Source organism: Rhodococcus sp. MEB064 (assembly GCF_000834565.1).
In the GTDB taxonomy this organism is placed as follows: domain Bacteria; phylum Actinomycetota; class Actinomycetes; order Mycobacteriales; family Mycobacteriaceae; genus Rhodococcoides.
This window is the reverse complement of sequence record NZ_JXQS01000011.1, coordinates 48,234-60,104: the sequence shown is the minus strand read 5'-3', so window position 1 is coordinate 60,104 and position 11,871 is coordinate 48,234. Positions and strand designations below refer to the sequence as shown.

The window sequence follows — 11,871 nt, the reverse complement described above, 5'->3', positions numbered from 1 at the left end:
AGCTAAGCCCTCCAGCGCCGATGGTACTGCACCCGACAGGGTGTGGGAGAGTAGGACACCGCCGAACAACTTTTGCCGAAAGGGGACCCATTCATTTGGGTCCCCTTTCGTGTTTCCGCAGCACATCCATGTCGGCACCCACTGTGCGAGTGCGGCATGATGACATCACCGGTGACGAGCGGTAGTGCTCGCTCGCCGAACCGATCGAAAGGACCCACCCGTGCCGGAAGATCCGTCATCGGAAGGTCGGGCATCCGATCCGGACTCCCGTCCCCCTGCGCGTGACAGCCGACCGCCGGCACGCGACAACCGTGCGCCTCGCCGTGACAATTCCGGTGACCGCAGCTCGTTCCGGTCATCCGGATCTCGCGGTGGCGAAAGGTCTGGGAGTCAGGACGACCGCCGGCATTCGGGCGATCGCCGACATGGTGCCGACCGTGGGCAGTCCCCGGATCGCGGTCGCGGACAGAGCAGTCAAGGAAACCAGGGTGGCCCACGCCGCCGCGGTGGTGAAGGCAGCTTCGGGCCGCGTGCCGGTGGTGGCCGCGGTCCCGACGCTCGCGCACCTCGCCCCGTCGAGCCCGATCTGCCGGACGATATCGATGCCAAGGATCTCGAGCCCGGAGTGCGCCGGGATCTATTGAGCCTCGACAAGAGCAATGCGGAAGCCGTTGCGCGACATATGGTCATGGTCAGTCGGCTCATCGGCGACGATCCCGCTGCCGCGCTGCTCCACGCACGTGCCGCCCGTCAGCGAGCCGGCCGTATCGCGGTAGTTCGTGAGACTGCAGGCATCGCCGCGTACCACGCAGGCGAATGGGCCGAAGCCTTGTCGGAGCTTCGGGCAGCACGGCGAATGGCAGGTGGACCCGGACTGCTGTCCGTCATGGCGGACTGCGAGCGCGGTCTCGGCCGGCCCGAGCGCGCGATCGAGCTCGGCCGCAGCGACGAGGCTCGCATGCTGACCGGAGACGACGCGTCCGAACTGCGGATCGTGGTTGCGGGTGCTCGGATGGACATGGGTCAGTACGACCAGGCAGTGGTGACGCTGCAGACGCCGGACCTCGAGGGGGATCGCACCGGATCGGCCGCGGCCCGGCTGTATTACGCGTATGCGGATGCCCTGGTCGCGGCGGGCCGTGCGGACGACGGAGTGCAGTGGTTTCTCCGAGCCGCAGGTGCCGACGTCGAGGGCGAGACGGATGCCGAGGATCGAGTGGACGAGCTGACCGGTCAGTGACCCGTCTGACCGACGAGCACGACGCGCTGCTGCTGGACCTCGACGGAACGCTGTACCGAGGCCCTGACCCCATCGACGGCGCCGTCGATGTCCTGCATGAATGTTCGTCGCAACTCTGCTACGTCACCAACAACGCCAGCAGGTCGCCCGCAGACGTCGCCCGTCACCTTCGGGACCTGGGCTTCGTCGCCCCGGAGGAATCCGTCGTGACCAGCTCACAGGCTGCGGGACGTCTCCTGGCTCGACTGTTGACGCCGGGTTCCACTGTGCTGGTCGTCGGGACGGACGCGCTCGAGGCGGAGGTGAGCGCGGCCGGTCTGGTGCCGGTGCGTTCCGCCGATCCGACACCGAACGCCGTCGTGCAGGGGCACAGTCCGGAGACCGGGTGGTCGAACATTGCCGAGGCGACCTATGCAGTACGGGCGGGAGCCCGATGGGTGGCCACGAATGCCGACACGAGCCTTCCGACCCCACGCGGTCTCGGCCCGGGGAACGGCGCCATGGTCGCTGCCGTTGCGGCGGCGACCGGTGCGCGGCCGACGGTCGCAGGCAAACCCGAAGCTCCGCTGATGAACGACGCGCTCGAGCGCAGCGGATCGACGTCACCGTTGGTGGTCGGGGATCGTCTGGACACCGATATCGCCGGTGCTAACGAGGTGGGTATTCCGTCGCTTCTCGTGCTCACCGGAGTCAGCACCGTGTCGGACGTGTTGGCCGCCGTACCCCACGAGCGACCTACCTACATCGCATCCTCGTTGTCCGCGCTGTTGGAGTCCCCGGCCGAGTCACGGGTGCCGGGTGAGGACGAACCGTCGTCCTGGTCGGTGTCGGTGGACGGTTCGACGCTACGACTCGACGGCGGACACGGATCCGACACGTCGGACGACTGGGTCTCCGTTCTGCGGCAGGTTCTGCCGAGGGTGTGGCGACTGGGCCCGTTCGAGTCGATCGAGGGTGCCTCGGGGGCTGCGGCCGACATCGTCGCGCACTGGACGTCCTGACGCGCAGGGAACCGACACCCCTGGCGTCGGCCCGGCTGCGGGACCGGAGACCGCGAACCGCTCACGTCGGATGCATCGGCTAGCGTTGTCGACGATGAGCACCCCCGTTCCACGCCCAGGACAACACCTCCCGTCGCACTCCGGTGCCGACGCGGTGGTCGTCGATCCCGGCGCTGTCCTGACCTCCGTCGACGCGCTCGTGGCGGAGGCCGACGAGGCAGCGGAGCAGCCTTTCGGTGAGGGAACCGCTGATCCGCACGGACTGGTCACGCTGACGAGGCAGGCTCGGATCCTCGAGCGGGCACACGACATCCTCGTCGACGCCCTGTCGTCGGTGGACAACACGGCCGCAGGTAAGAACTGACGTGGCACGTCGCGCTCGAGTGGACGCCGAACTGGTCCGACGCGGTCTCGCGCGGTCTCGTGAACAGGCGTCGGAATTCATCGCGGCGGGCCGCGTCCTGATCGCCGGGACCGTCGCGACCAAGCCGGCCACGGCCGTCGAGGCGGGAACCCCGTTGCGAGTCGTCGACGTGTCCGACGAGGTGTCGTGGGCATCGAGAGGCGCACACAAACTGATCGGCGCTCTGAACGCGTTCGAACCCGCGGGACTGACGGTCGAGGGTGCTCGGTGCCTTGATGCCGGCGCGTCGACAGGCGGCTTCACCGACGTTCTGTTGTCCAAGGGCGCTCGCGAGGTCGTCGCGGTGGATGTCGGGTACGGACAGCTGGTGTGGCGACTACGGACGGACGAGCGAGTGAGCGTGCTCGATCGTACGAACGTCCGCAACATCGATGCCGAGGCCGTCGGCGGACCGGTGGATCTGATCGTCGCGGATCTGTCGTTCATCTCTCTCGCCCTCGTTCTTCCGGCATTCGCCGCCTGCGCGCGGCCCGGGACGAGCATGGTCCCCATGGTGAAGCCGCAATTCGAAGTGGGGAAGGACCGCGTCGGTTCCGGCGGAGTCGTCAGGGATCCCGCGTTGCGCGCAGATGCCGTCCTGGGTGTCGCACGAGCTGCCGCCGCCCTCGGGCTCGTCACCGCGGGCGTGGCGCCCAGCCCTCTTCCCGGTCCGTCGGGGAATGTCGAGTACTTCCTGTGGTTGACGGTTCCGAGCCCGGGGGAGTCCGCGACCGATACCGATCCGGGGGCACTCGAACAACTCGTGGCCGATGCAGTGGAGAAGGGACCCCGATGAGCGACGACGTTCCGGAGCGCACCATCCTGGTCGTCGCCCATCCGGGCAGGCCCGACATCGAACAGACCGCACAACGTGTGGCGAAGGTGTTCCACGAACACGGCATCGCGCTGCGGGTCCTCGTGGACGAACATGACTCGTCGCGTCTCGAGTCGACGTCGGGAATCGACGCTCTGTCGTCTCCGCAGTCGGATGTCTCCGTCGTCGAGTTCGGTCCGTCGGCGGCAGTGGGCTGCGAGTTGGTTCTGGTACTCGGCGGTGACGGAACGTTCCTGCGTGCAGCAGAGCTCGCTCGCGTCGCCTCCATTCCCGTCCTGGGCATTAACCTCGGGCGTATCGGTTTCCTCGCCGAGGCGGAGGCCGACGACCTCGAGGAGACGCTCGGAATGGTGGTGCGGCGCGAGTACCGCATCGAGCCGCGGATGACGTTGGACATCACGGTGCACGTGGACGGTGAGGTCATCGAGCGCGGGTGGGCACTCAACGAGGCGAGTATCGAGAACGGCTCCCGGCTGGGCGTGTTGGAAGTGGTGCTGGAGGTCGACGATCGTCCGGTGTCGTCCTTCGGTTGCGACGGCGTTCTGTTGTCGACGCCGACAGGGTCGACCGCCTACGCATTCTCGGCCGGTGGCCCCGTGGTGTGGCCCGAGCTCGAGGCCATCCTGGTGATCCCGAGCAATGCGCACGCACTGTTCGCGCGTCCGCTGGTCACCAGCCCCGAAAGTCATATCGCGGTCGAAACCTTCGATGGCGGTCACGACGCGGTGGTGTTCTGCGACGGCCGACGCACCATGCGCCTACCCGCCGGAGCCCGGGTCGAGGTGGTGCGAGGATGTGAGCCGATCAAGTGGATCAGGCTCGACTCGTCGCCGTTCGCCGATCGTCTGGTCCACAAGTTCGCCTTGCCGGTCACCGGCTGGCGGGGGAGGGTGACGTAACCCACGTGTTGTCCGAAATTCGAATCGACGGTCTGGGTGTCATCGCAGAGGCGACGGCATCGTTCTCCGAAGGACTCACGGTGCTCACCGGTGAGACCGGTGCCGGTAAGACGATGGTGGTCACCAGCCTGCACTTGCTCTCCGGTGCACGTGCCGATGCCGGCCGTGTACGCCTGGGCGCCGATCGCGCCGTCGTCGAGGGACGATTCACCACCGATCACGTCACCGATCAGGTTCGCGCCGACGTGGAGCAGCTCCTCGAGTCGACCGGCGGTCGCCGCGACGAGGACGACAGCATCATCGCGCTGCGCACCGTCGGAAGTGACGGACGCTCGCGAGCGCATCTCGGTGGACGGAGCGTGCCTGCGGGCGTGCTGTCGGAGTTCACCGGTTCCCTTCTGACCGTGCACGGACAGAACGACCAACTGCGTCTGCAACGCAGCGATCAGCAGCTCGCCGCGTTGGACCGGTTCGCCGCCGACACGATCGGGCCACTGCTCGAGACCTACCGGACTCGCCGAGCTACCTGGATCGCCGCGGTGACCGAGCTTCGGGAACGAACCGAGAAGGCGCGCGAACTGGCACGGGAAGCCGATCAGCTGACCTTCGCCCTGAACGAGATCGATGCTGTCGCGCCCGAACCCCACGAGGACGCCGAGATCGCGGCAACCGTGCGCCGGCTCAGCGACCTCGATTCGTTGCGGGATGCCGCGGCCGGAGCGCAGACGGCGTTGACCGGCGGCGACGATCCGAGCGACGTCTCGGTCATGGCCCTGCTCGGTGAAGCTCGCGACCGCCTGGCCTCCACGGACGACGCGGCACTGGCTGCGGTGGGACCGCGGCTCGCGGAGGCCATCGCCGTGGTGACCGACGTGGGTGCGGAACTCACGTCGTACCTCGAGGGGCTTCCCGCCGACCCGGAGTCGCTGGACAGTCTGCTCTCCCGCCAGGCCGAACTGAAGAACCTGACGCGGAAGTACGCCGCCGACGTGGACGGAGTGCTGGCCTGGGCGGACGACGCTCGCGAGCGTCTGTCCGGTCTGGACGTCTCCGCAGATGCGGTCGCGGCACTGACGGAACGCGTCACCACGACGGGGGCGGCGGCCGCGGAGACCGCCCACAAACTCACGGTGGCCCGTACCAAGGCGGCGACGAAACTGTCCAAGGCCGTCAGTACCGAGCTCGCCGGACTTGCGATGGGCAAGGCCAAGCTCGAGGTAGAGGTCCGTCCACGGCCGGCCGGCCCGGACGACCGTGCCGCGCTGTCCGTCGGAGGTGAGAACAGGCACGCCGGGTCGTCCGGAACAGACGACATCGAGTTCCGACTGTCGGCACACAGCGGCGCCCAGTCGCTGCCGCTGAACAAGAGTGCGTCCGGAGGTGAACTGTCGCGGGTGATGCTGGCGCTCGAGGTCGTGCTGGCCCGCTCGGACACGGGCGCCACGATGGTCTTCGACGAGGTCGACGCCGGAGTGGGAGGCCGTGCGGCCGTCGAGATCGGTAAGCGGTTGGCGCGACTGGCCAGGACGCACCAGGTGATCGTCGTGACGCACCTCCCGCAGGTGGCGGCCTTCGCCGATACCCATCTGGTGGTGAACAAGACCGACGGCAAGCGCGGCGGCCCGAACAGTGGAGTGCGGACTCTGTCCGATTCCGACCGCGTCGTGGAGTTGGCGCGGATGTTGGCCGGTCTCGACGACACCGAGACCGGTCGGGCGCACGCCGAGGAACTCCTGCGTACCGCGACGGCCGAGAGGGAGGCCGCTGCAACGTAGTGCTGGTGTGACTGATGTGAATGATGTGGTAGTTGTTACGGCGCGCCTCCGACTGTGCTGCCGTGTTGTTGTCCATCATCGAACACATGAAGATGCCGGCTCTGCTCTCGCGTAGTCATGACTCACTTCCCGGGGTCACGGGAATCGCTCGGGTCGATCGCTCCACGGCCAAGCTCCTCCGCCGTGTCGGTCCGGGTGACATCGTCGTTCTCGACGAACTCGACCTCGACCGGATCACCGCCGACCTGCTGGTGCAGGCAGGCGTGACGGCGGTGGTCAACGCGTCGGCGTCGATCTCCGGCCGTTACCCGAACCTCGGCCCCGAGGTGCTGGTCGCCAACGGCATCGAGCTGATCGACGAGGTCGGCTCGGACGTCTTCAAGAAGGTCAAGGACGGCTCGAAGATCCGTCTTCACGACGGACACGTCTACACGGGGGAGCGACGACTCGCGTCGGGCACCGAGCAGACGGAAGCAGACATCTCGGATCGCATGATCGAGGCGAAGTCCGGTCTGATCGACCATCTCGAAGCGTTCTCCGGGAACACGATCGAATTCATCCGCACCGAGTCGCCGCTTCTGATCGACGGTGTCGGGGTCCCCGACGTCGACGTGGACATGACGGGTCGACACGTGGTGGTCGTCGCTCAGGGTGCGGACCACGTGGCGGATCTGAAGAGTCTCAAGCCCTTCATCAAGGAGTACTCGCCGATCCTGATCGGAGTCGGCGCCGGAGCCGACACGTTGTCCGAGGCCGGCTACCGTCCCGATCTCATCGTCGGTGACCCCGACGACGTCAGCAGTCGCACGCTGAAGTCCGGCGCCGAGGTCGTTCTTCCCGCGGACTCCGACGGGCACGCCAAGGGGCTCGAACGCATCCAGGACCTCGGAATCGGCGCGATGACGTTCCCGGCCACGGGAACCCCTGCGGACCTCGCTCTGCTGCTCGCCGATCACCATGGAGCGTCGCTGATCGTCACGGTCGGGTGCGCCGCGTCTCTCGACGAATTCTTCGATGCCAGCAAGCGGGCCGATACTCCGTCCACCTTCATGACCCGCCTCAAGGTCGGTCCGAAGCTCGTCGACGCCAAGGCCATGGCGACGCTCTACCGCAGTCGGGTGTCCGGAGGCGCTGTGGCCCTGCTGGTGCTGGCCGCTCTCATCGCGGTCATCGCTGCACTGGTGGTCACCAACGGAAGTGGCGCGACGCTGGACTGGGCGATCGAGACATGGAACAGCTTCGCCCTGTGGGTGCAGGGGCTGCTTCAGTGATTTCGCTTCGCCAACATGCCATTTCGTTGATCGCAGTCTTTCTCGCCTTGGCGGTCGGAGTGGTGCTGGGCTCGGGTCTGCTCTCGGGCCGGGTCCTGTCGGGTCTGCGCGACGACCGGGACGACCTGCAGACCGAGGTGAACGATCTGCAGTCGAGCAACAACGCACTGGGTGAACAATTGAACGCCGCGGACGGCTTCGATGCCGCCGTGGCGGGACGCGTCGTCGCCGGCAGCCTCGCCGATCGGTCCGTCGTCATCATCACCACCCCGGACGCGGATCCGGCCGACGTCGAGGGCGTCCAGCGCTCGGTCACCGACTCCGGCGCCTCGGTGACCGGCCGCGTCGGGCTCACCGAATCGTTCGTCTCGGCGGCCAGCGGCGATGACCTGCGTACCCGGTTGACCAACGTGGTTCCGGCCGGAGCGCAGCTACGCACCGGGTCCGTCGACCAGGGCAGTCTGGCCGGGGATCTTCTCGGCACGGTCCTGCTACTGAACGCGCAGACAGCACAGCCGCAGAGCACGCCCGAGGAGCTGGGGCTCGCCCTCGACACGCTGCGCGGCGGCGGATTCATCACCTACGACGACGGGGCTGTCGCTCCCGCCCAGCTCGCTGTCGTCGTGACGGGTACCGCGGCCGACTCCGGTGCCGACGGCAATCGCGGCGCCATCGTGGCCCGCTTCGCGGGTGCGCTGGACTCGCGCGGTGCCGGCACGGTCCTCGCGGGAAAGCCGGGATCCGCCGAGGGCAGCGGTCCCATCGCCGTCGTCCGATCGGATGCGGCGTTGGCAGCGGGCACCAGCACCGTCGACAACGTGGAGAGGATCTCCGGGCGGATCACCGTCGCGCTCGCTCTGGGCGAGCAGCTCGGCGGCGGAGCCGGCCGATACGGAACCGGACCGGGTGCCACAGCGGTGACGGTCGGCGCGGCCCCCAACTGACGGCTGTTCCGCGTGGTGTCGCCCTGAACGGCGAAGAGGTGTTACCGTGAAGTCCCGTGGGTCGGCAGCAACCGAACCACTCGATGTTCAGCGAAATCTTCGCCGTCACCATCGGGTCGCACCGTCACGGGAGTCTCTTTGCAGTCACGCATTCATTCGCGGGCCGACATCAAGCACATCTTCGTCAGCGGCGGAGTCGCGTCGTCGCTCGGCAAGGGGCTCACGGCCTCGAGCCTCGGTCAGCTCCTCACATCGCGCGGACTCCGCGTCACGATGCAGAAGCTCGACCCTTACCTGAACGTCGATCCTGGAACGATGAACCCGTTCCAGCACGGCGAGGTCTTCGTCACCGAGGACGGCGCCGAGACCGATCTGGACGTCGGCCATTACGAGCGCTTCCTCGACCGTGACCTGTCCGGCTACGCCAACGTGACCACCGGCCAGGTGTACTCCACGGTGATCGCCAAGGAACGACGCGGCGAGTACCTGGGCGACACGGTCCAGGTCATCCCGCACATCACCGATGAAATAAAGGCCCGCATCCTCGCGATGCGTGGACCCGACCTGCAGGGCCAGGAGCCCGACGTGGTCATCACCGAGATCGGCGGCACCGTCGGCGATATCGAGTCGCAGCCGTTCCTCGAGGCCGCGCGCCAGGTGCGCCACGACGTCGGCCGTCAGAACGTCTTCTTCCTCCACGTCTCGCTGGTTCCGTTCCTCGCTCCCTCCGGTGAGCTCAAGACCAAACCCACCCAGCATTCCGTCGCGGCGTTGCGCAGCATCGGCATTCAGCCCGACGCGCTGATCCTGCGCTCGGATCGCGATGTGCCGCAGGGCCTCAAGGCGAAGATCGCTCTCATGTGCGACGTGGACGTCGACGGCTGCATCTCCACCCCCGACGCACCGTCGATCTACGACATCCCCAAGGTTCTCCACGGCGAGGGCCTGGACGCGTATGTCGTTCGGCAACTGGGACTTCCGTTCCGCGACGTCGACTGGACCGTCTGGGGGAACCTGCTCGAGCGTGTGCACCAGCCGCGAGAGACGGTGCGTGTCGCGTTGGTGGGCAAGTACGTCGACCTCCCCGACGCGTACCTGTCGGTCACCGAGGCGCTTCGCGCGGGCGGTTTCGCCAACCGGGCGAAGGTCGAGTTGGTGTGGGTCCAGTCCGACGACTGTGACACCGCGGCCGGTGCGAAGCTCGCGCTCGCCGACATCGACGCCGTCGTGATCCCCGGCGGATTCGGTATCCGCGGCATCGAGGGCAAGCTCGGCGCGATCACCCACGCCCGCACCCAGAAGATCCCGACGCTCGGTCTGTGCCTCGGCCTGCAGTGCATGGTCATCGAGGCGGCCCGTTCCGTCGGCCTCACCGATGCGAACTCGGCGGAATTCGAACCCGACACCACGCAGCCCGTCATCTCGACGATGGCCGATCAGGAACAGGCCGTCGCCGGCGAAGCCGACCTGGGCGGAACGATGCGTCTCGGCGCGTACCCGGCCACTCTCGCCAAGGGGTCCGTCGTCGCCCAGGCGTACGGCAGTGAGTCCGTGTCGGAGCGTCACCGTCACCGCTACGAAGTCAACAACAGCTACCGCGACCGCATCGCGGCCAGTGGCCTGCAGTTCAGTGGCACCTCGCCGGACGGTCACCTGGTGGAGTTCGTCGAACTGCCGAAGACGGCGCACCCGTTCTTCGTCGGAACGCAGGCGCATCCCGAGCTCAAGAGTCGCCCGACGCGTCCGCATCCGCTGTTCGCATCGTTGATCTCCGCAGCTCTGTCCTACAAGTCCGAGGAACGCCTCCCCGTCGACGTGCATTACGACGACAAGGGTGCCGGCGAGCAGAAGACCGGAAGCCAGGGCGAGGTGCCGGTCGACGGCTCCCCGGCCACCGCGACGAAGGGCTGACCGACATGAGTGATCGGCACGAGTTCGAGATCCTCGAGTCCCGCGTCGAGTACGAGGGAGCGATTCTCGCGCTGCGACTCGATCAGGTGTCGATGCCCGGTGGTCGGACTGCCGAGCGCGAGGTGATCGAGCATCACGGCGCCGTCGCCGTGGTCGCGCTGGACGCCGAGGAACGCATCGTGCTGATCAGTCAGTACCGACACCCACTGGGACGTCGGTTGCTCGAGCTGCCCGCCGGGTTGCTCGACGAGCCGGGGGAGAACCCGGTCGATGCCGTCAAGCGTGAACTGACGGAGGAGACGGGGCTCGCTGCCGAGACGCTGTCACTCCTCGTCGATGTCGCCGCGTCGCCGGGCTTCACCGACGAAACGGTGCGGATCTTCCTGGCCGAAGGCCTCACGGAGGTTCAGCAGCCCGAAGCCCACGACGAGGAAGCGGACATCGAACTGGTGCGCGTCCCCGTCGACGAGGCGGTGACTCGCGTCTTCAGCGGCGAGATCGTCAATGCGTCCGCTGTCGCCGGCATTCTCGCGGTGGCTGCGATGCGGTCACGGTCGGTTCCGCTGCGGCCGAGCGACGCGCCGTGGCGTGACCGTCCGACGGCCTTCGACCAGCGCAAGGGTGCGAGTGGGAGCTGACTCGCCCGGCGAGGTGATCGCGACGTACCTCGATCATCTCGCCGTCGAGCGCGGGTCCGCTCGCAACACGATCACGTCCTATCGGCGTGATCTGTCTCGGTACGCGAGCTATCTCGGCGAGCTGGGGCGCGACAGCATCCGCGACGTGACCGAGGTGGACGTCGCGGACTTCGTGACCGCACTGCGGCTGGGCAACGAGCTCTTTCCACCGCTGGCGGCGAGTTCGTCGGCGCGCACCGTCATCGCGGTGCGGGGCGTACACCGGTTCGCACTCGCGGAAGGGATCGTCGAGGTCGACGTCGCGTCCGGGGTCAAACCGCCCACGCCGGGTCGACGGTTGCCGAAGTCGCTCCCGGTGGACCAGGTGTTCGCACTGCTCGACGCGGTGTCCGGCGAGGCCGCCGACACCCCGCGCGGCTTGCGGGATCGGGCGTTGCTGGAACTGCTGTACTCGACCGGCGCGCGTATCTCCGAGGCCGTCGGACTCGATGTGGACGACATCGACGCAGAATCGCGCTCGGTCGTCCTCCGAGGCAAGGGCAGCAAGGAACGCGTCGTTCCGATCGGCCGCCCGGCGATCGACGCTGTCGACGCATACCTGGTGCGTGGCCGGCCGTCGTTGATCTCGCGGAGTACTCCGGCGTTACTGCTCAACGTCCGCGGCGGCCGCCTGTCGCGTCAGAGCGCCTGGCAGGTCCTGCAGACCGCGGCCGAGCGCGCCGGGATCGGAGCCAGCGTCTCTCCTCACACGTTGCGACATTCCTTCGCGACGCATCTTCTCGACGGCGGCGCGGACGTGCGTGTGGTGCAGGAACTTCTGGGCCACGCCTCTGTGACCACGACGCAGATCTACACGCTGGTCACCGTCACGACGCTGCGCGAAGTGTGGGCCGAGGCGCATCCGCGCGCACGGTAGCGTGTCGCACGAAGCTTCCGCCCGTAGGCGGTAGCGTT

At 67.6% G+C, this 11,871-nt stretch carries 10 protein-coding genes and 1 pseudogene; all 11 read left to right on the top strand.

From position 1 onward, the window contains the following. Positions 1-325: 325 nt before the first annotated feature. Positions 326-1,240 (top strand): annotated as a pseudogene (locus tag RU01_RS06635) (hypothetical protein); the annotation flags it as partial. Further along, positions 1,237-2,241, top strand: a complete 1,005-nt coding sequence (locus tag RU01_RS06630; protein WP_042573743.1) for an HAD-IIA family hydrolase — start codon at positions 1,237-1,239, stop codon at positions 2,239-2,241. The pseudogene RU01_RS06635 and the gene RU01_RS06630, both read left to right, overlap by 4 nt. A 94-nt stretch (positions 2,242-2,335) precedes the next feature. After that, positions 2,336-2,605, top strand: coding sequence for a hypothetical protein (locus RU01_RS06625; RefSeq protein WP_042573742.1), 270 nt, complete (start codon positions 2,336-2,338; stop codon positions 2,603-2,605). 1 nt (position 2,606) lies between these two features. Then, on the top strand, positions 2,607-3,440 hold the full coding sequence (locus RU01_RS06620) for a TlyA family RNA methyltransferase (protein ID WP_042573741.1): 834 nt from the start codon (positions 2,607-2,609) through the stop codon (positions 3,438-3,440). After that, a complete protein-coding gene (locus RU01_RS06615) occupies positions 3,437-4,378 on the top strand; it encodes an NAD kinase (RefSeq protein ID WP_042573740.1) in 942 nt (313 codons plus the stop codon). The genes RU01_RS06620 and RU01_RS06615 overlap by 4 nt, the downstream gene beginning before the upstream one ends. A 5-nt stretch (positions 4,379-4,383) precedes the next feature. Then, positions 4,384-6,153, top strand: coding sequence for a DNA repair protein RecN (recN, locus tag RU01_RS06610; RefSeq protein ID WP_042573739.1), 1,770 nt, complete (start codon positions 4,384-4,386; stop codon positions 6,151-6,153). Positions 6,154-6,239: 86 nt separating this feature from the next. Next, positions 6,240-7,424 (top strand): putative cytokinetic ring protein SteA, encoded by a 1,185-nt coding sequence (steA, locus tag RU01_RS06605; protein ID WP_042573751.1) that lies wholly within the window; start codon positions 6,240-6,242, stop codon positions 7,422-7,424. Next, positions 7,421-8,368 (top strand): copper transporter, encoded by a 948-nt coding sequence (locus tag RU01_RS06600; protein WP_156148815.1) that lies wholly within the window; start codon positions 7,421-7,423, stop codon positions 8,366-8,368. The genes steA and RU01_RS06600 overlap by 4 nt, the downstream gene beginning before the upstream one ends. Positions 8,369-8,506: 138 nt before the next feature. Further along, positions 8,507-10,279 (top strand): CTP synthase, encoded by a 1,773-nt coding sequence (locus RU01_RS06595; protein ID WP_042573737.1) that lies wholly within the window; start codon positions 8,507-8,509, stop codon positions 10,277-10,279. A 5-nt stretch (positions 10,280-10,284) separates the two neighbouring features. Further along, a complete protein-coding gene (locus RU01_RS06590) occupies positions 10,285-10,917 on the top strand; it encodes an NUDIX domain-containing protein (protein ID WP_042573736.1) in 633 nt (210 codons plus the stop codon). Then, positions 10,907-11,833 carry a site-specific tyrosine recombinase XerD gene (gene xerD, locus RU01_RS06585; RefSeq protein ID WP_042573735.1) on the top strand — a complete coding sequence of 309 codons (927 nt, stop codon included), beginning with the start codon at positions 10,907-10,909 and terminating at the stop codon, positions 11,831-11,833. The genes RU01_RS06590 and xerD overlap by 11 nt, the downstream gene beginning before the upstream one ends. The last annotated feature ends 38 nt before the right edge of the window (positions 11,834-11,871 follow it).